We start from the raw sequence: 23,469 nt of genomic DNA, 5'->3' as shown, positions 1-23,469 counted from the left end.
AGACCAGCGTCAGTTACAGTCCAGTAAGTCGCCTTCGCCACTGGTGTTCTTCCTAATCTCTACGCATTTCACCGCTACACTAGGAATTCCACTTACCTCTCCTGCACTCTAGTTAAACAGTTTTATATGCTCTCTATAGGTTAAGCCTATATATTTAACACATAACTTACTCAACCGCCTACGCATCCTTTACGCCCAGTTATTCCGAACAACGCTTGCCACCTACGTATTACCGCGGCTGCTGGCACGTAGTTAGCCGTGGCTTCCTCTGCAGGTACCGTCCTCACTCTTCCCTGCTAACAGAGCTTTACAATCCGAAAACCTTCTTCACTCACGCGGCGTTGCTGCATCAGGGTTTCCCCCATTGTGCAATATCCCCCACTGCTGCCTCCCGTAGGAGTATGGACCGTATCTCAGTTCCATTGTGGCCGCCCATCCTCTCAGATCGGCTACACATCGTCGCCTAGGTAAGCCCTTACCTCACCTACTAGCTAATGTGCCGCAGACTCCTCCTATATCAAACTCTCATCCTTTCACTTACATATCATGCAATACATAAGCCATATGCGGTATTAATCCAATTTTCATCGGCCTATCCCCCAATATAGGACAGATTATCTACGTGTTACTCACCCGTTCGCTGCTAACTTACAAAGATCTCTCCCCATAAATTCGCTCAACTTGCATGTGTTAGGCACGCCGCCAGCGTTCGTCCTGAGCCAGGATCAAACTCTTATCCTTCTCTCTTACTCTCAAAATTAACGTCGACTCTTCCATTACCTATTCAATTGTCAATGATCTACTCCTCTTAACTCCATAATCCTACCAAATCCTCCCCCCATTTGTCAATACCTTTTTTTATAATTGCTTCAGCCTCCCTCTACCATTACCATTCACTCATACTTTGTACACCTATATAATATATATTTTTTATTTAGTTAAGGAGTTTGTATGAAATTAACTGTTTTTTTTATTATAATGTTATGTTTTGCCATTATTTACTTACTACATAAAATTGAAAAACAAAAAACAAAAATTATTTATTTATTGAGACAAAATAGCTTAATTGTAAAAGAATATAATCGTACTAAATTAATTAAAAACTCTATAGATAATATTTCAAATACTGATATTAAATTTGTAAAAATAGAAGTTTCTACTGCATTTCTTAAAAATACTGCATCGATAAAAATTGCACCATTTGATTTTGCACCTAAGATAGTTAACATACAGAAAAATACCGAAATTAAAATATTATCAAAGATATTTATAAAAGGCGAATACTGGTACGAAATAATAGTAAATGATGTAAATCTATCCTATAATCTTAAGGGATGGATAAAGGATTATGGAATAGAATTTATATACCCTAGAACTCAGGATAAAGCCGAAATAAATTAATTTTTAATATATTCTAAATAATTTAAATTATTTAGAATATATTTTTTTACGTAATCGGACAAAACCATATAAAAATATACTAACAAGTATAGAGATTAAAAAGGAATATATATTAAAAAATTCTCCCTTTCTGTATAAAAATTCATATCCCCTCGTTATATCTAAGAATTTACCATAAGATATAAAAGAGATTCCTGAGTAATTTGTAAACAAAATACTTATCATTCCCAACATAAAAATAAAAATACCAAAAATTTTAAGATAAAAAGTATTAAATATTGTATCTATTATTTTTAGAAAACTAACAAAAAACAAAACATATGAAACCTCAACTAAAACCGTAAAAATAACTATCTTATAGAAAGGTATGATACTATATCTAATACTAAAGTCTAATCCAAAATTTTTAACAATCCTAGTTGGATAAAAAGGATCAAAATTTTTATCTGCTGCAATCCAAATCGTAAAAATTAAAATTTGCATAAAAACTATTGGCAATGTAATAATCCAAAACAACTTCCAAAGTCCTTCATCATACATTGTGAATCGTATAAACACAATGAAAACACTTAAAACAACTATTGTTAAAGCAATTTGATGTACTCTACTATTGAACATCAGAGAAAAATATCGAATAAATCTGCTTTCATTATAATCTAACGGCTTACATTTCAAATTATAATATGTACTGTACTCATCTATCTCATTTTTAAGTTTCATATAATCTGAGCTTTCTTTATAATTTTTACTATTATCTAAAAATCCATTGATAAGCATATCTTGTTTATGTTTTATAATATTTTTTAAATCAATAAGCCAAAATTCTCCTTCTCTTTCTAAATTTTTACTTATTTCATCCCTTATTTCCTCCAGGTACAATACCTCTCTATTATTTTCCTCTATATTCCCAACATTCATATTATTTATAATATAATCATATTTACTCTGTACCTCATTAAATTTAAACTCTACAAAATTCAAGTCTCCCTCATGACTATATCTTAAACTACCAACTCCATAAGTTAGCATAAATATAAAATAAGAGACAAATATGGAACATATGAAAACTTTACTAGAATTTCTACCTACACCATTACCCATCCAAAGTTCACCCTCTTGATAAAATAAACATACATAGATTTACTTAAAACTATATTTAATTATCTCTTAATACATTAATAGCATGATTTAAATATTTTATATGGTAAGAATACTCGTCCAACAAAATGTTCATTACATACTTAACACTATCATCTATACAATAATTTTGATCTACCATAAACCTAATAACATTTTCTTTTCCAGCGCAAATAGACTCCATACATTTACACATAAGTTCTTCATTTCCTTCTAATAATAACTCTCTAACATTTTCAAAAAGCTCCATTACTTGCAACTCGAAACCATCTCCAATGTAAGATCTAAAATTAAGATCTCTCAACAAATCAGTTATATACTTTCTTCTCTCATTATATATATTAATTAAATCAGAAAGCTTAATACCTACAATCTTCCTCTCACAGGCATCATGATAATCTGAATAAACATTACCCAATACCTGGTCAATTGCAATATCTTTATTTTTATCACTATTCAAAAACAACCTATATACACCCCTTACTACAAAATACAGTTATTCTTCCAACTAATTAGTTTTTTATTCATAATGTAAATCCACCATTATTAACTTCAAAATACTTTAAAAAAGGAAAAACTCCAAATGTTGTACTAACAATAGGATGAACAAATAAAAATGTATAAATACACGTTGCATTTACCTTAATGTTATAAACAAGACAAATAAGACCTGATATCACAACTCCTAAAATAATTCCACATACTGTAATAAATAAACCTGTCATAATAGATTGGATTATATAGATTCCAAGAAAACTATACTCCTCAAAATCTTCATCTTTAAATTTCTTAATTTTAATTGAATTCGTAACATTCATAACCGTTAAACTTAATATATAAATACTTAAACCTAAAATTAATATTCTTATCTTACTGTTCACCTTACTTAATATCTGGTAATCGCATTTGATGTCTTCAACTCTGTATATCACATCAGAACTATCATTAACTATTCTCAAAAAATTTATTATAGAATTACACGTATCTCCAAAATTATCATCACTCTTTATACTTGCATACATGCAATCAAATTCAGAATATAGACTAAATTTACATACGTAATTTTCAAAAGGTATAATACAAAAATAATTTCTACAAAAACTCCTACCATTAAAAACATTCCCTCGATATTTAATGACTCCTACTATTTTATAAAGATCCTTTTTTTTGTTATTTTCAATATACACCTCCCTACCAATAGAATTCTCAGTTCCAAATAGCTCAATACTAATATCCCGATCTATAACTACTACATTTAACTTATTTACACATTCATACTCAGTTAAAAATCTTCCATGAATCATATCTATATCCGAAAATCTTTTATAATCTTCATTTCCACATACGATAAAACATTTTAAATTATTAAACCCATTGCTCAAAATGCCTTTAAAACAAACTTCAGGAGATACAGACTCAATATAATCAGATATGTATTTAAGTTTCCTTACATAATTGGAATTAATATATCCCGCACTTCTGAGTTCACTCGAATCACCCATAGAAATTTTTATAAGTTTATGATCGTATTTTCTTAACCTGTGTAAACCTCTACTATTACCATTCTTTGAAATACTAAATACAACTACAAGCATGCCTATACAAAATACAGTACCAGTGAAAAGACAAAAATTTTTCAATAAAAACTTCTTTATAACTTTTGCAGATAATTTTATGTTTTTTATAAACAAGATTACTCACCCTCTGAATTTGCTACTCTGGAAAATTCATAACAATAACTCATATCTACAAAATTAATAAAATCAAACTATTAACCATAAAAATATGTACTTAATTCATTTACTTCCAATGATTCTGACCCTATTACCACCAACCAAATCCCTAGAAGGATTTAAAACAACTTTTTCAGAATCATTAAGCCCCTCTATAATCTGAACATGACCATTAAAAACTCCTCCAGTCACTACGTAAGTTTTATGAATCACATTATCCTTAACTACAAAAACATATGGTAAATTATTCTCATCATATGTAATTGATTCAATAGGAATCTTTAAAATGCTTAAAGTATCGTCAAGTACAATTTTGCCATTTAAAGAAAAATCAACTTTTAATCTTTCGTTTGGATCTATAATTTCGATTTCAGCTACAAATGAGTTATCTTTCATATCAAAACTATTTCCAAAATTCAAATAATCCCTATTGTTTATTATAAGTTCACTTATTTGAGAAACTTTACCTTTGTATATTCCTACTGGATCATTTATTATGACCTCCTGGCCTAACTTTACCTTAGACACATTCTGTTGGGAAATCAAAGTCACTCCTTTGAGATTTTGTATGTCTTGGAGTACAAGTATTACCGAACCTGGTTGAGTATAGCTTCCTTCACGTATATTAATTTCCGTAATGACACCATTAAAATCTGCCTGAATATCCTTATACATATCTATTTTTTCTTGTATATTATTTAAATTATTCTCAGCTAAAGTTATCGAATTATCTAAAAGTTTTATTTGGTCATCAGTAATTTCTGGAATAGCATCCCTTTGTCTTTCAAGATCAGAAAGAGTTTTCCTTAAATCCTCTCCTTCTTTGATCAAATCATCTATATCATCACTATAATTGGAAATAACTAAGTTATTTTTAGAAGATGATATTTTGCTATCTTCAAAAGATTCTTCAAGTTCAGCTACAAAACTTTCATTATCTTCTTTGGCATCTTTTATTCTATCTATTTCATCTTGTATAATTTTTTTCTGTTTCTGAAAATTTTCTCTATTTACAACCATTTGATTTTTTTGAAGTATTGCATTCTCCAACTGTATTTGTGCTTGAGTATACTGAGATAATATATCACTACTATCAAAGACTACTATTTTTTGCCCCTTTTCGACGTAATCTCCCCTATCTACACACAACTTTTTAACTCTTAACTGATTTCCATAGTATTCTTTACAATTCTGAGATTTTATAATTACGTTTACATCTAAATAACTTTGTACACTTCCAGTATAAACACTTGATACTTTAACACTCGAATATCCATTCAGCTTGGATTTTTTGACAGCACCTACAGATAAAAATAATACCGATATTGCTAAAATAATAATTACGAAACCTATAGATAAACTGGAACTGATTCTCCTAAAAATCACCTCTACTCCTCCTAATAAAAATATCCAGCAAATTATGTCAACTATTATTGTTTACAATTAATTTAAGTATTATACTATTCTCTTAATTATTATATACAATAGACAATTACCTTAATATTTTGATATTTTATCCATAATGATACATTTATATGTAACTTATAAAAAACAAAAAGGAATACTTAAATTTAAGTATTCCTTCCTGTAAATTTATAAAATTTTTGTATTGCTAATCTTTTGTGAAATATTTATATCAAATCCATTTAAACACTTAAATACCTTGCTTACATAGGAAATAGTTGCAAAATTAATACCGCTACTTCGTAAAAATGTACATCCAACTATAGTTATATTTAATCCTTCCTTACAACCTAAATTTGGTAATTTAATCAATACCTTGTTATTACTAATATCTACACGATCATCACAAACTCTATTTCCATCTATAAATATACCTCTTTTATCTAAATGTATATCAGATGGAAATATATCTTTGAATAGTAAATTTTGTGAAATACCACATCCAGTATTATATAATTTAAAATTAAAAACTACATATCTTCCGAAGCATTTATTTATAAAGCACACATCTTGCTCCACACAAATATCAGCTGAGAATTCATGAGAAAAATCACTTAATGTACTTAAATCTCCAATGCTAGACATAATCTCAGATAATTTGAAACCAGTACATTGAATTTTACTATCATCGTGATTACAATTGGATGAACCTAATGTCTTAGACATAGATAGCTCAACAAGTCTATCTTTATCACTAGCATAGATTCCAGTTAAGATATTATTTAAATATAAATTAGGATTAAAAGTTTTATTATCTAAATATGCAGTATTATCAACATAGACATAATTACCAGATGTTCCATCCAATAATAATTCATTACACACGCTATTCATAAAACTAATGTTACCAAACAATTTTATTCTCATTGTGTAAAAATTTTCCTTAATACCGCAACAATTCCTATTTACATTATTTGTATAAGATGAATTATCATAATTAAACCTTACCCTATCATTACCACTTGAAAATGACGCTATTTCTGTATAAAAAGAATCTTGATCACTAAATACATTATTATCCTTCATATCTTCTAAATCTCCCATAAATTCATCCATATTGTTAATTAAATTATAAAAATTAAACTCATCTCTATAATTACATTTTTATTTTTACTATATGAAAATTTAGAATTCATGTTACATTAAACTTCAGAAAATCCATTTCCATAAACACTCTTAGTTTCCATAACTGATAAAAAAGCATTAGGATCCAGTTCTGGCATTTTATTTCTAAGTGAAACATATTGGTTTATATCAATGATAGTATACAAAACATTTTGTTTTTCCTTTGTGTAACATCCCTCAGAATCAATGGCCGTAACCCCTCTCTTTATAACATTTAATATGTATTCTTTTATTTGTTCTGGGGACTTAGTTATTATAAAAACTAAGTATTTTCTATTAAATCCAAATATTATTTTATTTAAAACAACGGTTGAAGTATACATAGATATTAGAGAATAAAGGGCTTTAGAAACATCTCTTAAGAGCAATACAGATAAAATAACTATTACTAAATTAACAACGAAAGTTATATCTCCCATATTTATAGTTGGATTTTTTTTTCTCATTATGACAGCTAATATATCTATTCCACCTGTTGATGCTTTTACCTTAAACATTAATGCATTCCCAACAGCCGATAAAACTCCCCCAAAAAGTCCCCTTAAAATTGGATCATCTATATTAAACACTCCTTTAAAATCAGAGGTTAAAAATAAAAATATAGATAACAAAACCGCTCCTATAACGGAATATATAGTAAATTTCAATGATATTTTAAAATAACTCAATATAAATAATGGTAAATTCAATACTAAATAAAGTATACCAGCATTAACCCCAGTTACATACTCCACGAGAAAAGAAATACCTGTAACTCCACCACTTAAAAGCTTAGCTTCAGCCAAAAACATATTTAGAGCTATGGCAACCAAAATGCAGGAAAAAAAAATTGTAACTAATTCAAAAATAATAGTTCTGATTCTCATGTAAAACCTCCTATCTTAAACCATATTCTACCATATCAAAGATATGTTTATATAACTAACTTACAACACATATATTCCCACTAAAGTCAATCTTTTAAAAATAAAATTAAACTACATTTCTATATATAAAAACAGTTTCAAATTAATACTCAATAATGACAACAATTTAAATATAATCAGATCTATTAATAGATGAATAATACCCTTATTTAATTAATTTATTTTTTAAGTTTAATTTCTAAAAATTATTATTTTCCATTAAAAATTCTTTTGTTTTAGTTTTTTCATGATTATTAAAAATACTGTTTAATATATTAACTAATCTACCTTAGATTTCTTTAGCCTTAGTTATAATGATATTCATTCCTTTTAAGTTTACAAATATTACACTTAAAATATTGGTATCGTTTATAACTAACGGAACACATTAAACGATACTTATATTCACTACATTTAACAAACTCTTACAGCATCCATTACTGAACAGGTTTACTCAAATCATTCTTAGATCTATACTTAGAACGTTTCTGCTTTAATTTTTATTGAACAGAATTAAACAATTCTTTTGTAATTATAGGATCATGACTATCCAATACACATTCTCAATCCTCTTGTTTTATATGCTTTTTACAGTTACTACCAATTAAAGTAGTAAAAAATTTATTGGAATCATATGTTCCAAATATATGTTTCATTATGCAAAATATCTAAAACACTATCATTTCTCCATATGCTATCTTTATTATTTCTTACAAAAACCTTCAAGTAATTATAATCCACATGAATAATTTGTCTTTTTCTATCACTCGTAGTAATAATATTTTCAAAATTTAATATCTTAGCTATATCTCTAAAAGACTTATTCTCATTTGCCATCTTAAATATCTTTTTTACAATTTCACATGTTTCTTTACCGATAATTATCCTATATTTATTATTAGGATCTTTTATATACCAGTAAGATAGAGTCCAAGATAAAAATTTACCTTCTTTTTTTAATTTACTAAGCGTTAATTTAACTCTATTTGAAATATCTTTAAACTAAAAACCATATAGCAGAGTTTTAAATCTAATATCTACACTATTTTGAAATTCATTTTCATTCAAACTATTATAGTTGTTGTTTATTGATATAAATCTAACTCCTAAAAATGGAAAAACTTTTTCAATAAGTATTCCCATTTCTAGACAATCACATCCAAATCGAGATAAATTTTTAATCATAATACAATTTATTTTATACTTTTTAATATCTTCAATCATTTCTTTGTAAGCAGGTCTTTCAAAATTAGTTCCACTAAATTCGTAATCTTTATATATTTTAAAAATAGTAGCTCTCATCTTCTTTACATGTTCTTTACAACAAAATATCTGAGATTCTATTGACTGTGATTTACTTCCCCAATGTTCTGTTCGTTCGTTAGAAAGTCTAGTATATACCCCTGATCTATAATATTCCCATTTAATAGAACACCCTTATTTATTTTCTTAAAACCCTTAAACCCTTTATTTATAAATGTCATATTTACCTTGATCAGTATTATGATATTTTTACCTCCCTTATCCACATTTTAGATTTACAAGTTTTAAAATATCGTATTTAAATTTTAAAATACGTTAATAATAATAAAGAGTTCATTTTTAAAATTAGGAGTGATTATTATGAATGGTCCTTTGACCTGTTCTGTAAGTAACTGCGTTCATTATACAAATAACCTGTGCTCTGCAAATAAAATTCACATAAGCGGTTTAAATGCTTCAATAACACCAGATACCCATTGTTCTACATTTCAGGAAAAAAATATCGAGAATTCGCTTAATTCACTTTCTAATATGAACATAAGCGGTGAAATTAAACAATTTTTTTCAAATTCTGGTATTGTAATGTATCCAAATATAGAATGTGATGCTAGGGCATGTAAATTTAATAACTCTGGCGTATGCTCATCCAGTAACATAAACATTGTAGGTGGTACTACTGGTAGCTCTACATTTACTTACTGCAGTACTTTTTGCAAGTAACAACATACGAATCGTATGTTGTTATATTTTTTATTATAAAATTTATGAATAATTACTGTCATTACTCAAACAATATTACGTAACAAATTTAGAAGGGAGCTTGCATCAATGAAATACTTCATATTACTTGTATTGATTAATTTTCAAATATTTTCCCCACTACATAGCATGAAACCTTTATGTAAAGAATATTTTAAGACCTCTTATACCGTACACTCCATAGAAGATCCTAATTTAAATATTAAAAATTACAAAAACGATACAGTAGATGCAATATCAGAGATAGAGATCACTAAAAAAATATACTTAGATTTAATTAAAGATCTAAGTTTTAGAAACACATTATGGGAACAATCTTCAAATTTCGTTAAGATTGATAACAAAAACTCCATAGCTAATCTATGGGCTACTGGTATTAGAGACAAAAATGGTACCTTACTCTATTTAATATCAAATGATAATATAAAGTTACAGCTCAAAGATCTATTCAGTAATAATCCGTCTTGGATAATAGAAGATAATCAAAATGTCATAGAATCTTTTAAAATAGAAAATTTTAAAAAGGTAGCCAAAGATTCGTATACTTGTAAAATAGTTTATAATTCCAAGCACGCAGACGGTTATTGTCAAAATCTAAAACAAACGATACATATTGAAAATATAAACAAAACCTTTAAAATCTGTGGTTTCTCTGATATAACCATATAAAAACAAAGCTATTTACAATAGCTTTGTTTTTTTAGTATATTTTCTTCCCACTCCTTCTGCTTAAATCCAAAAAGTATATTAGTTTCATCCATATATATTGGTCTTTTTATAAGCATCCAATCTTGCGATAATATCCTACAGCACTCCTCTACAGACATAGTATCTATTTTATCTCTCAGATTATTTTCCTTAAATACCCTTCCATTTACGTTAAAAAATTTCCTTACATCAACACCATACTTAAAAACCCATGATCTAATTTCATCTTCTGTTGGAGTACTAGAAATCAAAGATCTAAACTCAACATCTATATTATTTTTATTAAGCCAATCCTTAGCCTTTCGAACACTTGTTCATTTTGAATAATCTAAAAATACTGATTTCAAAATCTATCATCCTCCCTAGACTTATTTTAAAAATATTATATAAAATTTACACAAAAAAAGTAAGAGATAAACCCCTTACTTTGAATTGTTGAAAATAAGATAATCATATAATTTAGAATAAGGTATCTTGAATTCTACTATACCTGATGAATATGGTGCTACTTCATACAATTGAAAAAATATAACTATATCATCTCTAGTCAAATAATAACCTGTATTCTTATCTACACCCTTAAACTCATCTACAAAGTAGCTTTCAGGATTTTGATTCATTTTATCTAAGATTATATCACTTATTAAATTTTTATAATTGTTTTTTCCATTGCCGTTGAAAATATCTTCAAGATTTAAAATATCACCTGTGCCTAAATCAAAATTATACTCCTTTACTGAAACTATGGGATGTGCACCTCCTGTAAACTGAGAAAATGTAATTTTAATAGATAATATATTTTCTACAATCTCATAATCGAATATTGCACTTCCCTCGTAATTAGAATAAGGTAAAAAGTTTACAGTTTCTTGAGGGTAAACGGATAAGGCTTCATTATACACATCTTCTATATATTTTTTAAATTCATAAATATTTTCCTTTATTAAAATATTTATCTTATTTTGTACATGTTCATTGGAAAACTTAATCTCAGGATATCTTATATTAAATATTATATTACCAACATTTTCACTTAAATTCACTGTATTCACAATTATACCATTGCTCACTTTAGCACTAGAAAATCTTAAACTAAACCCTAAAGTAAATAATAAAAAAAAGCAAACCCCATATTTAAAAATATTTAATTTCATTTCACATCCCCCCAACTTAATCACGCTACTAATATTTATATCCATTTTTAATCATTATAAACGAATTTTCAACTATTTATTAATCTATTTAAAACAATTCTATACTTGATTTTATCTATATATCAAATGGTATAAAATTTCAAAATAACAGCAAAATAATTAAATACTCTTTAATTAAAGTACTCTTATAACTCATATAATTTAAACTCATTAGAAGGATATTTCATTTATGAAAAATAGTCTAATTTTAAATAATAATAATTTAAAATTTAAAGTCATGAAAGATATTTTTATCTTTTTATCACAAAGCAAATCCTTTACAGCTATAGAATTCAAAAAATTCAATAAAATATCTCTAGATGATAAACTTAAATGCTTAAATTTATCAAAGCATATATCAATGTGTATTAAAAAAAATAAAATAACTGATATAACCGATATATACATATTAAAAATGGTATCATTATACTTTAAAAATCATGATTTTAATTTATACAAAAAAAATATTGAATTAATAAAATTTTATACTATTTTATTTACTGAAAAATCATGCTCACATCTAACCTTTTATTTATTTAATAATATAGACTTTTCAACTATATATAAAAACAAAAACTGTCTATCAATAGTGATAAAACAGACTAAAAAATACACAATAATATTAAATGAAAACTTAAATATTTTTAGTAAAACTTATTTTAAAAAAGTAATAGGAGAACCATTTGTATACAAGGATAAAACTTATAAATACATAAATTTAAAGTACAAGTTATTTTTTGTAATCTCAGTATTAATGATGTTCTATACCTCGGTTTATAGTATACCTAGTAATCATGTGATAATTGAAATGAATTTAACGATGCATATGAAAATCAATCATGGTGGACGCGTTATTTCATACAAATCTTCTAACAAATCTGCTAAAAACATGATTAAATATGCTAAAAACTTAAATTCAAAGATTAACAATACTATATACTCATTCATTAATTACGGACTAGAAAACAATATCCTGATTCCTGGAGAAAAAGTAAAAATATATATAATAGGTCCTCCACTTGATAATAATTTTTTTGAAAACCTAGAAAATTCATTAAAGGATATTCCTATTAACATAATAATAAATAATTCTGGGAATTTAGTAAAAATAAATAGCACTTAGTATGCTTTATATGATAGAATTGACTGGATAATTTTATTTTAACTGTAACAAACACGGTGATATATTAAATGAAAAAAATGCGAATTAATAAATTTCTATCTACGTATGGTGATTATTCTAGGCGTTATAGTGACAACTTAGTAAAACAAGGATCGGTATTTGTAAATAATGAAAAGGCAACTCTTGGTACAATTGTTCATGAAAATGACCAAGTATACATAAAAAGTAACCAAAAGTTATTTCAAATTCATAGGAATGTAGACTTTGTTTACATAGCCTTAAATAAGCCTCTCGGTATAACTTGTACGACTTACAAAAATGATAAATCTAATATTATAGATTTTATGAAATTTGAAAAAAGGATTTTCCCAATAGGTCGTCTTGATAAAAATTCTTATGGTCTAATTCTTCTGACAAACGATGGAGATATAGTAAATAGACTCCTTCGATCGGAAAACAATCATGAAAAGGAATATGTTGTTAAAGTAAACAAACTGATAACACAAAAGTTTATAAATCAAATGGAGAATGGAGTTAATATACTAGGTCAAATTACAAAACCATGTAAAGTTAAACAATTAAATGAATACTCATTTAAAATAATTTTGACTCAAGGTCTTAACAGACAGATACGCCGTATGTGCGAGGCGTTAGAATATAAAGTTGTATCTTTGAAAAGAATACGTATTTTGAACATAAAGCTCAAGAATTTGAAAATAGGAGAATATAGACATCTTGACAAAAAAGAACTATCAGAGTTGTTTTCTAGAATAAATTACTTTGGTTTTTCTGAATAAAGGAGATTATATTTTGAAAATAGGAATTGGTTATGATGTTCACAAACTCGATTATAATCGTAAGCTCATTTTAGGAGGAGTATCAATTCCACATGAAAAGGGAACAATTGCACACTCTGATGGTGACTGCTTAGTACACGCAATTATAGATGCCTTACTAGGAGCTGCTGATTTATACGACATAGGCACATATTTCCCAGACTGTGATAGTAATTTTAAAAATGCGAATTCTTTGGAATTACTTTATAAAGCCTATACTATGGTTAAAGAGAAAAATTTTTACATAGTTAATATAGATAGTGTTGTAGTTTGCGAAAGACCTAAGCTCAAATCATATATAGATATAATGAAGGAAAACATATCTAAAGTTTTAGGTATTTCAGAATCGTCAATAGGTATAAAGGCTACTACGAGTGAAAAATTGGGATTTATTGGTGAAGAAAAAGGTATAGCGTGTCATGCTGTATGCCTCATATGTAAAAACAAAAACATCAGCCAACTCGATTGATGTGGCTGATATTTTATTTAAAATATTCTCTAAAAACTTTGGTCATGTAATAATGGTCGAGTATCCCTGCAGTCTCCCTACAAGAGTGCATGGCAAACATAGGATTACCGACATCAATACCCCTTATAGATACATATCTTGTAATTATAGGACCTATTGTAGATCCACTATACATATCTGATCTATTAAAATAAATTTGATATGGCACATCAGCCCTATCGCATAACGATTTGAAATATGCAGAGCTTTCTCCAGTTGTAATATAGTTTTTATTGTAACTATTTTTTATCACAACCCCCTTATTTAAAATACATCTATTTAAATCATCAAATCGATCGCTATAGTTGTTATTATATCCGTGAGCCATATCAGCAGAAATTATAAAACTATTATCAAGAGAACTAAACATATCCTCACTATCTATCCCCATAGCTTTATAAATTCTCATTAGTATATTTGTAAACGTACTTGAATTTGCTCCCTCAATAACAGAACTTCCAACTTCCTCTCCATCAAATAGGCATACAAATTTGTTCGAATCAGAATCAGAATTTAATAAAGAATAAATGCTTATCTCAGCCATAGCCAAATCATCAATTCTTTTACTTTGTATGAACTCATTATTCCCACCTATTATCTTCGCTCTCTGAGTATCATATAAACATAGATCAAAATCAATTATATCATCCTCACGTATATTTAAGTATTCAGAAATTAATTGTTCAAAAGAATTTATATTATTTACATCACTTGTAAGTACGATAGGCATCATATGCTTCTGTTTGTTCAAAGCAAATCCTGAATTTATTTCCCTGTTCAAATGAATAGGACAATTAGGAATAAATGCTACCTCATCCTTAAAGTCTAATAATACCTCTTCAATCTTAAACGTGGAACTATAATCCTTGGATTTTACAAAAACCTTACCTGCAATAGAAAGACCTCTATCAAGCCAAGTACTTAGAATAGCACCACCATAAACTTCCACATTTAAATAAAGGTTGTCACTAACATTTAACGAATGTCCTCCCGACTTAATCTTTAAACACGGAGAATCTAAATGGGCCATAATAAACTTAATTCCTTCATCTATCGTACCCTTATTTAAACTAAAAGCAAAAATACTAGAATTTCCAAATTGCACAAAACCTTTAAGCCTATTTGGAATATCCCATCTATTTTTATAATTAAAATTTTGGAATCCATTTTTCAATAAAGACTCTTTTATGTTTGATACAATATGATACTGACTTACCCCTTTATTTAAGAATTTACAAAGATCATTTCCTCTTTTTAAAATTAAATCAAAACTTTCCATTATAAAATAATCCTCTTTTTAAATTTTTAAAGATCATTACATAATTTACCAGAAACAAACCTATCTTTAATATCAAGACTTAGTAATTTTAAAAATTCATCGCATCCTATGAAATTTAAGTTAGTTGGAGAACAAAAACAATTTGCATCCAAATCAAAATTAAAATAATCAAATATAAAAAACCTATCGCTCAAATATTTATTTATAACAGAATAAAACTCATTTCTCAACGTTCTATTTATATAGGTTCTGTATTCTTTATGCACAGGAGGTACTATAAAAAATATAGTTATATTATTATCGTAAAGAAACTTCAGCATCTGAGATATAATATTTTTATTCATTTTAAAAGCAACCATATTTGAATCGTCATAATTAATAGTTTCTATCTGAGTATCATATTTTACTTTATCTAAATCAGACTCAGAAACGCTAAACTTACTTATAGAATCAGCTTCACCATCAGCGAGATTAAAAACACTATTAAAACTATTTTTAAAATTATTTCCTGAAATATCATAATATGTACTGCTTAAATTACATAAATTGTGAATATTGAATACATCCTCAAATATTTTTATAAAACACCTTCTATCATCGAGCAAATCTACGTTCTCATACATCATAGAATAGTTAATAAAAAACCCAATTCTTATTCGTTTTCCTATTTTATTATTTTTAACAAGGTAATATAACAAATGATAATTATAATGTACATCCAAAAATTTATTCGACACATTCAAATAATCATTAAAATGTTTTGATAAAAATCTTTCTTCTATATAATTTTTACCAATAAACAATGTCTCAAAATCTAAAAACTCACTTCTTCTACAATAAATCAACTTATCTTTAAAACATTTTTTTACATCATCATCATTTAAGAAAGAGACATCTATAATAAATTCAGGACTCACACCTTGAATCTTCAACTGTTCATACAGGCTACGCGAATACCTACTATTTATGATTATATAATCAAACTCTATTAAACTCAGTTTTCTACTTGCAACCTGTATAGAATAAACCCTTATGTTATCTATAAAGTTTCCAAAATAATCGTTATTATTCTTTATGTAAGCAACAACCCTGACATCGTCCCTAAAAATCTTATGTAAATTTAAAACCTCGCAAGCTTCTTCATATAAAATAATCCTAACCATTCTTTCTCCTCAAATAATAATTCAAAATGTAAAACTATTATTTGAATATTTGGTAAAATTATTCATTATAATATATCTAATTTTATCAAATCCTCCAGGTCTTCCCTTCTAGTTGTGAGCTTAAGATTACCATTATAAAAAAATACTATAGGCAATTTTCTCAATTTGTTGTAATTACTACTCATAGAATGACAATAAGCTCCCGTAGAAAAAATAGCTAAAGTATCTCCTTTTAAAGGTTTAGGTATATATGTATCTTTAATTAAAATATCCCCAGATTCACAACATTTACCACTGATTGTTGCCTTATAATTTTTCTCCTCTGACGCTCTGTTAGCAATCATGCACTCATATTCAGCATTGTATAGTGCCACTCTTATATTATCACACATTCCTCCATCTACAGATACATAATTCCTAATCCCTTCGATTTCTTTTATAGTTCCAATTCTATAAATTGTAGTACCTGCATTCCCAACAATGCTTCTACCGGGTTCTAAATACAACTTTGAGATATGTATATCATACAGTAAAGAATTGTATTCAACTCTCTTCAAAATACTTTCGCAGTATTCTTCAATAGTAAGAGGAGTATCATCCTTAGTATAGCATATACCCAATCCTCCTCCTAAGTTTAATTCATTTATCCTCAAATATTTATTCATGGATTTAAGATCGTTCATCAAATTAAACATTTCATCTACTCCACTTAAAAAAGCCTCCTTGGAGAAAATTTGAGAACCTATATGACAATGAAATCCTACAATCTCTATATTGTTACTATCCCTATATTTAGATAAAATTTTATAAATTTCTTCTCTATCCTTAAAAATTCCAAATTTTGAATCTATGCAAGCAGTTTTTATATACTCGTGTGTATGAGCATCGATTCCTGGATTTATCCTTAAAAATATCTTACTTTTAAAATTATGCTCTCTAGAAACCTCATCTATGACCTCAATCTCTTGAACAGAATCACACACAAATCTTCCAATCTTTAACTTAACTCCCATTACTATTTCATCATAACTTTTGTTATTCCCATGAAAAATTATATTTTCCATATTAAATCCAGCGTTATTTGCTATATAAAGTTCTCCTTCCGAAACAACATCTAAATAAACATTATCTTCCTTCAATATATTTACCATATGAGTATTAAGAAAAGCCTTTCCTGCATATACAATCTGTCCTAAGTCACCCATGGAATCTTTAAATTTACCGATATTACTCTTTATGAGATTTTCATCCATCAAATAAAGAGGAGTCCCAAATTCCTCAGCAACATCACTAATTTTCGTATCCCCAATAAACAAATCATTTCCTTTTACGTTGAGTGATCCATGTAACTTCATTAACATCATCCCTATCTAAATATTTACAAGTTGAATTCTTTGCCGACCAAATTAATGGCTTTAATTTTGTCATCCTTGTCTATTGCACATGTAATTCTTATTTCAGATGTAGTAACCATTTTTATAGAAATATTATTATCACTAAACAATCTAAATATTTTTGCAGCTACACCGGAAGTCGATCTCATTCCAGTACCTACAACTGAAAATTTACAAATAGATTCATCCAATATCAAGTTATCTCTAGATATGTACTTGGATAAAATATTTTCACAATCACATAAGTCATCCTTCGGTATAGTAAAAGACACATTTATGAATCCATTAAGTGGAGTTGTCTGACTTATCATATCTATATTTATATTATGCTCTCCAATTTCACTGAATATAGAAGGTATTATATTCCCCCTTTCGGGTATATTTTTAATACTTAAAGCAATATCATCATCACTTGTGGCTATACCGGTAACAGGTTTGCTTTCCAAATTCATATCTCTTCCCTCCCAAATATACGTTCCATTGATTTCCCCTAAACTTTTACCAACATAGATTTTTATTTTATACTTCTGAGCAAGTTCAACACTCCTTGAATGCATGACCTGGGCACCAAGACTCGAAAGCTCTAAAATTTCTTCATAATCAATTTCTCTTAATTTTTTTGCACCCTTATAAACTTTAGGATCAGCATTATATATACCATCCACATCAGTATATATTTCACAACTACCTCTTAACTTTACAGCAAGTGCAACGGCAGTAGTATCAGATCCTCCTCTTCCTAAAGTGGTTACATCACCACTGCTATTTATTCCTTGAAATCCTGCGATAACAACTATTTTATTTCTATTTAAGCTGTCTAATATTATATTTTCATTGATATCATCAATTAAAGATTTGCCATGATCCCCTTCCGTTCTCAGCTGAATTTGAAAAGAATTAAAACTTATCGCATCATACCCAAGAGACTTTAAGGCAATACCTAAAAGAGAGCTAGAAACTATCTCGCCAGTTGACAATAGTGAATCGAGCTCTCTCTTATCAGGTTTATCACTTATTCTTTTTGCCATATTAAGCAAACTATCCGTAGTATCACCCATAGCAGACACCACAACAACAAGCTTATTACCATTACTTACACAATCTGTAACATTTCTAGCAACACTCTTTATTTTTTCAACAGTACTTAAAGAACTTCCTCCATATTTTTGTACGACTATAGACACTGAACCTCTCCTCACCAAAAATATATTTTTACAAACTACAATCTCAATGTTATATTCTTATATAATTTAAGTCAACAATTTCTTGTATAAATACATAAGTTAAAGTATGCTATACTCTAAATAAAAACATTAGGTGGTTCTCTGTGTATGTTTGAATTTATCTTTAAAATATTTATTAAAAATCACAAGGATATCGGTAAAAAAGAAATTTGTTCAAAATATGGATTAATATGTAGTTACATAAGCATATTTTTAAACTTTACTCTATTTTTAACAAAACTATTTGTAGGTATTGTTTCAAATGGTATATCAATAATCGCAGATTCATTTAATAATCTATCTGATTCTTTATCATGTATCATAAGTGCGATAGGTATTAAATTTTCGAGTAAACCTCCTGACAAAGAACATCCATTGGGTCATGGAAGATACGAATATATTTCGGCCTTAATAATTTCATTCTTAATAATCTTAGTTGGAATATCCTTCTTAAAATCTTCCTTCAATAAAATATTCGTAAAAGAAGAAATATTTTTCAACTGGATATTGTTATCTATTTTGATAGTATCAATTTTGATAAAACTTTTTATCAGTATATTGAACTTCTCAATCTCTAAAAAAATAAATTCCCAAATTCTTAAGACAACTGCTGTAGATTCCCTGTATGACTCACTCATAACAATCATGTTATTAATATGTTTTACTTTGTCTAATTCCATAAACATATATTTAGATGGATACGCTGGTATTATTGTATCAAGTTTTATAATTCATTCAGGAATTAAATTAATAAAAGAAACTTTAAATCCCCTTCTTGGAGAAGCTCCAAGTAGATCATTTGTAATAAATCTTGAAAGCAGTATACTAAAATATGAAAATATTTTAGGACTTCATGACCTAATAGTACACAACTATGGACCAAATAAAATTATCGCATCAATACATGCAGAGGTACCATCAAACTTATCTCTAATAAATATTCATAATCTTATAGATATGATTGAAAAAGAAATTGAGCGAAATCTAGGAATACATTTAGTAATCCATATAGATCCTGTAGAAATTCATGATAAAGAAAATTTGGACATTTACAAAAACATATCTTCATTAATTAAAAAGAACATAATTGAGATAAATAATATATTAGATTTTAGAATCCTAAATACTAATGGTAAGGACACAATCTACTTTGAAGTGAAAATGAAGAATGAATTTTACAACAATGACACTACTGATATCATTAAGACCTGTGAAAATTTAGTAAACAAGCATTATCCAGAATTTGATTGCAAAGTTTTTAGAAATAATATAATAAGCTAAGAGTGTTTTCCCTCTTAGCTTGTACTTTAGATATCTAATTCATCTTAAGATGAACAACTCCGTGCATAGCCCTAGTAAGCATTATATATAAAATACTATTCTCAATACCGTTATCAATTACAATGGCATAATCAAATTCAATACCTTTTGAAAAATATACAGTGGTTAAAAATATACCGGAATTATTGTATACTTGATCCTCATTGTTAATAAGTTTTACATAACTAATATTTTTTATCAATTCATAAATTTTATATAAAATTTCCTTATCCCTTACCAATATTCCTATGCTCATATCTTCTCTAGGATCAAAATCATGTATTACATCCCTAATAATTCCCCTTACATTACAAAAATTACATTCTACAACCTTAACTTTTTCTCCATCTCGGATTGAGTTAATACAAATATCATCGATTAAATATTTTTTCGAATAATCAACAATACTCGCCGTCGATCTATATGAATCTATTAAAGATATTTTATTAAGGTTGTTAAACATAGCAGAGCTCTCAACAAAATTCTCCTCGAAACCAATAATACTTTGATTTAAATCACCAACAATTATGTATGAAGAAGCTTTTGTGCATTGCCTTACTACCTCATAGAACATATATGAAAAATCTTGAGCCTCATCTATTACAACCAATCTAAATTCATTTTGTCTATCAGATCCATATAGTCTTAATGAAATATACTTTATCAATATCAAATCTGAAAAATCCAAATCCTTTAGTTTCTTACAAAAAAAACTTTCATAAAAATCCTTATATAATTCATATGGAGATTTTAAGTTTAGACAATTAAATGATGATTTAAATTTATGGAATTCATAAATCAAGTCATATATCTCACTTCTTTTTAACATATCGTAATAATTTATCATGTCTTCCTTGATTATAGCATTTTCATATTTACATATTATCTCGCGAACATACCTATTTCTAAGTTTGTTTATTCTATCAAAAATTTTCTTTCTTATAAGTTTCACCTTAATGCCAAACACTCTAGTCTTAAAAGTTTCTCTAAATAATTTGTTTATTTCACTACCTAATATTATAAGATCATCATTAAAATAAATATCTTTTGATAATTCCATATTTTCTTCTTGGTGCTTTAAAAATTTATCCAATTCTAATTTTACAGAGATACTTCCCTTAATTTTAAATTCTTCTACATAAACAGTATCATTTAAAATTTTCTCCATATGGGTTTCATAGGAACTGAAATTTAAATCTTCATACGTATTTAAATAAATAAAATCTTCCCCTGTAAAACTCTGAATCCCTTCATACTCCCCAAGGGATGGTAGCACAAAAGATATGTACTTCATAAAAATTTTATTCGGACATAAAATCAAAACCCTATTCTTAAAATAATCCCTAAAATTATAAAGCAAATACGCAACCCGATGAAGAGCTATGGAAGTTTTCCCACTACCTGCAATTCCATTAATGACAACAGTCGAATTTCTATCTAATCTAATTATTTTATCTTGATTAGATTGAATAGTTTTCACTATACTTTTAAGTCTATTAGATGATTTAAGAGAGAGCATTTCTTTTAAAAACTCATCCTTAATGTCAATATCTGAGTTAAACATCGATACAATTGATCCATTTTTAATCAAAAATTGCTTTCTCTCAAGAAGGTTAACTTCTACGTTCTCATTAGAAGGAAGAGTATAAGTAAAATTCCCCAACTTCCCCTGATAAAACAATGATGCCACTGGTGTCCTCCAATCAATGATTAGAGGAACTTCATCACCTATATCAAATCCATATGACCCTATATAAAAATCTTCTATCAAAGATTCATTATCCTCTATTTTTATTTTCCCAAAATAAGGACTATTTTTTAAATAAAGAAGTTGTTTAATTTTTTTTTCAACTATATTGAATATTTTTTCATTTCCATAATTTTCATGATCAAAGTATTCAATTACCTTATCATCATCATCTCTGTATTCCTCTATAAATTTTCTTCTATAATTTACAATAGTTTCCGATATTTCTTTACGCCTATATAGATACTCTTTTATTTTCCTATCCAAATGATTAATAACGTTGTCTAAATATTGCTTTTCTATCAAATGTTCATCATTTAAATTCATATTCATTACTTCCTCAATCAAAAAAATAAAGCCATTTCCTAAATTATATCCTTTAAGGATATTTTTTAAAAGAAAATGGCTCTATAAAAATTACTTTAAAAATCTAATTCTGTTAAGTGGATATATAATTACTCTAGCCTCTCCTCTTATGTCCCCAAAATCTATATAAGGTTCGCTCCAATATCTACTATCCAGAGAATTAGCTCTATTATCTCCTAAGAAGAAATACTTACCTTCAGGAACCTTAAACTCCAAATCAAACACTGCAGTTTCATCTTTCTGAACTACATAGGGCTCATCAAGAATTTCTCCATTTATTAAAACTTCACCAGAAGACTTAACGATAACATCATCCCCAGGGAGACCCACAACTCGTTTTATCAAAAGCTCATTAAATTCTTCCGAAAAGAATACCAAAATGTCTCCCCTCTGTATACTCTCGGGTGTATATGTCTTAGTAACAAAAAGTTGATCCTTTACTTTAAGAGTAGGGTACATAGATTCAGACGGTATATAAACCTTAAAAACCAAAAATTTATTAATCAAAAAGGATATAATCAAAGCAGCAACTATGGTTATTACCCACTCAAGTATTGTGGATATAAAACTACCCCTCTTTTTTCTGCGAACCCTTCTACCCTTAGCCCTAACTTTTGTATCAGTATCACATACTGAATCCTTTATTTCCTCTTCGTCTTCTAAAAGATAGGCATACTCATCATTATAATCATCCTGTTTATCTTTTTTGTCATAAAAATCTTCCTCATCAAATATATCCTCTTTACTATCTTTGTCATCTTTATAACTCATATCAAACCTACCTTTCAATTCTTAACATAATGATATTATATTAGATAACAA

The 23,469-nt window shown here is 27.6% G+C and carries 23 protein-coding genes, 1 pseudogene and 1 other annotated feature (1 of these 25 running past the window's edge); of the genes and pseudogenes, 7 read left to right on the top strand and 17 right to left on the bottom strand.

Annotation, left to right across the window (positions count from 1 at the left end; genetic code table 11):
• Positions 1-741: a sequence feature (mutual gap in cmsearch alignment for this rRNA model is longer than 100), on the bottom strand; it reaches 565 nt to the left of the window's first position.
• Between the two features lie 210 nt (positions 742-951).
• Positions 952-1,401: a hypothetical protein gene (locus AALI31_RS00435; RefSeq protein ID WP_489884554.1), complete on the top strand. Its 450-nt coding sequence runs from the start codon at positions 952-954 to the stop codon at positions 1,399-1,401.
• Positions 1,402-1,428: 27 nt separating this feature from the next.
• Here the strand turns inward: AALI31_RS00435 and AALI31_RS00430 are convergent, their stop codons facing one another.
• The 9 genes from AALI31_RS00430 to AALI31_RS00390 form a co-directional block, all read right to left on the bottom strand.
• Positions 1,429-2,502, bottom strand: coding sequence for an ABC transporter permease (locus AALI31_RS00430; RefSeq protein ID WP_489884553.1), 1,074 nt, complete (start codon positions 2,500-2,502; stop codon positions 1,429-1,431).
• 55 nt (positions 2,503-2,557) lie between these two features.
• Positions 2,558-3,004, bottom strand: a complete 447-nt coding sequence (locus tag AALI31_RS00425) for a hypothetical protein (protein ID WP_489884552.1) — start codon at positions 3,002-3,004, stop codon at positions 2,558-2,560.
• A gap of 58 nt (positions 3,005-3,062) precedes the next feature.
• A complete protein-coding gene (locus AALI31_RS00420) occupies positions 3,063-4,229 on the bottom strand; it encodes an ABC transporter permease (RefSeq protein WP_489884551.1) in 1,167 nt (388 codons plus the stop codon).
• A gap of 105 nt (positions 4,230-4,334) precedes the next feature.
• On the bottom strand, positions 4,335-5,657 hold the full coding sequence (locus tag AALI31_RS00415; RefSeq protein ID WP_489884550.1) for an efflux RND transporter periplasmic adaptor subunit: 1,323 nt from the start codon (positions 5,655-5,657) through the stop codon (positions 4,335-4,337).
• A 207-nt stretch (positions 5,658-5,864) separates the two neighbouring features.
• Positions 5,865-6,791, bottom strand: a complete 927-nt coding sequence (locus AALI31_RS00410) for a hypothetical protein (RefSeq protein ID WP_489884549.1) — start codon at positions 6,789-6,791, stop codon at positions 5,865-5,867.
• A gap of 86 nt (positions 6,792-6,877) precedes the next feature.
• Positions 6,878-7,726, bottom strand: coding sequence for a YitT family protein (locus tag AALI31_RS00405; RefSeq protein ID WP_489884548.1), 849 nt, complete (start codon positions 7,724-7,726; stop codon positions 6,878-6,880).
• A 669-nt stretch (positions 7,727-8,395) separates the two neighbouring features.
• The gene (locus AALI31_RS00400) at positions 8,396-8,623 is read right to left on the bottom strand and encodes a recombinase family protein (RefSeq protein WP_489884557.1); all 228 of its coding nucleotides are present in this window, start codon (positions 8,621-8,623) and stop codon (positions 8,396-8,398) included.
• A gap of 144 nt (positions 8,624-8,767) precedes the next feature.
• Positions 8,768-9,109, bottom strand: coding sequence for a recombinase family protein (locus AALI31_RS00395; RefSeq protein ID WP_489884556.1), 342 nt, complete (start codon positions 9,107-9,109; stop codon positions 8,768-8,770).
• Positions 9,106-9,249: a hypothetical protein gene (locus tag AALI31_RS00390; RefSeq protein WP_489884547.1), complete on the bottom strand. Its 144-nt coding sequence runs from the start codon at positions 9,247-9,249 to the stop codon at positions 9,106-9,108. Before AALI31_RS00390 ends, AALI31_RS00395 begins: the two co-directional genes overlap by 4 nt.
• A gap of 139 nt (positions 9,250-9,388) precedes the next feature.
• On the opposite strand from AALI31_RS00390, the gene AALI31_RS00385 reads away from it, so the two are divergent.
• Both AALI31_RS00385 and AALI31_RS00380 read left to right on the top strand, forming a co-directional pair.
• Positions 9,389-9,748, top strand: a complete 360-nt coding sequence (locus AALI31_RS00385) for a DUF1540 domain-containing protein (RefSeq protein ID WP_489884546.1) — start codon at positions 9,389-9,391, stop codon at positions 9,746-9,748.
• A 108-nt stretch (positions 9,749-9,856) separates the two neighbouring features.
• Complete coding sequence (locus AALI31_RS00380; protein ID WP_489884545.1) at positions 9,857-10,456, top strand: hypothetical protein; 600 nt, start codon at positions 9,857-9,859, stop codon at positions 10,454-10,456.
• A gap of 8 nt (positions 10,457-10,464) precedes the next feature.
• Here AALI31_RS00380 and AALI31_RS00375 read toward each other — a convergent pair.
• Both AALI31_RS00375 and AALI31_RS00370 read right to left on the bottom strand, forming a co-directional pair.
• A pseudogene (locus tag AALI31_RS00375) lies at positions 10,465-10,797 on the bottom strand (ArsC/Spx/MgsR family protein); the annotation flags it as partial.
• A 120-nt stretch (positions 10,798-10,917) separates the two neighbouring features.
• A complete protein-coding gene (locus AALI31_RS00370) occupies positions 10,918-11,649 on the bottom strand; it encodes a DUF3298 and DUF4163 domain-containing protein (RefSeq protein WP_489884544.1) in 732 nt (243 codons plus the stop codon).
• 229 nt (positions 11,650-11,878) lie between these two features.
• Between AALI31_RS00370 and AALI31_RS00365 the strand changes: the two genes are divergently transcribed.
• From AALI31_RS00365 to ispF, 3 genes are all read left to right on the top strand, one after another.
• Positions 11,879-12,811, top strand: coding sequence for a hypothetical protein (locus AALI31_RS00365; RefSeq protein ID WP_489884543.1), 933 nt, complete (start codon positions 11,879-11,881; stop codon positions 12,809-12,811).
• Between the two features lie 68 nt (positions 12,812-12,879).
• Entirely contained in the window at positions 12,880-13,608 is a 729-nt protein-coding gene (locus AALI31_RS00360; protein ID WP_489884542.1) for a pseudouridine synthase, read from the top strand.
• Positions 13,609-13,621: 13 nt separating this feature from the next.
• Positions 13,622-14,116, top strand: a complete 495-nt coding sequence (ispF, locus tag AALI31_RS00355) for a 2-C-methyl-D-erythritol 2,4-cyclodiphosphate synthase (protein WP_489884541.1) — start codon at positions 13,622-13,624, stop codon at positions 14,114-14,116.
• A gap of 13 nt (positions 14,117-14,129) precedes the next feature.
• Here ispF and AALI31_RS00350 read toward each other — a convergent pair whose 3' ends face one another.
• The 4 genes from AALI31_RS00350 to AALI31_RS00335 all read right to left on the bottom strand — a co-directional run bounded on the left by AALI31_RS00350 (position 14,130) and on the right by AALI31_RS00335 (position 19,175).
• On the bottom strand, positions 14,130-15,434 hold the full coding sequence (locus AALI31_RS00350) for a M18 family aminopeptidase (protein ID WP_489884540.1): 1,305 nt from the start codon (positions 15,432-15,434) through the stop codon (positions 14,130-14,132).
• A gap of 26 nt (positions 15,435-15,460) precedes the next feature.
• A complete protein-coding gene (locus tag AALI31_RS00345; RefSeq protein WP_489884539.1) occupies positions 15,461-16,597 on the bottom strand; it encodes a hypothetical protein in 1,137 nt (378 codons plus the stop codon).
• Positions 16,598-16,662: 65 nt separating this feature from the next.
• Positions 16,663-17,952 (bottom strand): diaminopimelate decarboxylase, encoded by a 1,290-nt coding sequence (gene lysA, locus AALI31_RS00340; protein WP_489884538.1) that lies wholly within the window; start codon positions 17,950-17,952, stop codon positions 16,663-16,665.
• 23 nt (positions 17,953-17,975) lie between these two features.
• Positions 17,976-19,175, bottom strand: coding sequence for an aspartate kinase (locus tag AALI31_RS00335; protein ID WP_489884537.1), 1,200 nt, complete (start codon positions 19,173-19,175; stop codon positions 17,976-17,978).
• Between the two features lie 147 nt (positions 19,176-19,322).
• On the opposite strand from AALI31_RS00335, the gene AALI31_RS00330 reads away from it, so the two are divergent.
• Positions 19,323-20,495: a cation diffusion facilitator family transporter gene (locus tag AALI31_RS00330; protein WP_489884536.1), complete on the top strand. Its 1,173-nt coding sequence runs from the start codon at positions 19,323-19,325 to the stop codon at positions 20,493-20,495.
• Between the two features lie 34 nt (positions 20,496-20,529).
• On the opposite strand, the gene AALI31_RS00325 is transcribed toward AALI31_RS00330, so the two are convergent.
• Positions 20,530-22,608, bottom strand: a complete 2,079-nt coding sequence (locus AALI31_RS00325) for a HelD family protein (RefSeq protein ID WP_489884535.1) — start codon at positions 22,606-22,608, stop codon at positions 20,530-20,532.
• A gap of 90 nt (positions 22,609-22,698) precedes the next feature.
• Positions 22,699-23,418 carry a signal peptidase I gene (lepB, locus tag AALI31_RS00320; RefSeq protein ID WP_489884534.1) on the bottom strand — a complete coding sequence of 240 codons (720 nt, stop codon included), beginning with the start codon at positions 23,416-23,418 and terminating at the stop codon, positions 22,699-22,701.
• Between the last annotated feature and the right edge of the window lie 51 nt (positions 23,419-23,469).

This window comes from Anisomitus miae (SeqCode) (assembly GCF_054906395.1).
Note: the sequence above shows the minus strand (reverse complement) of the source record. Positions and strands in the feature narration are given on the sequence as shown.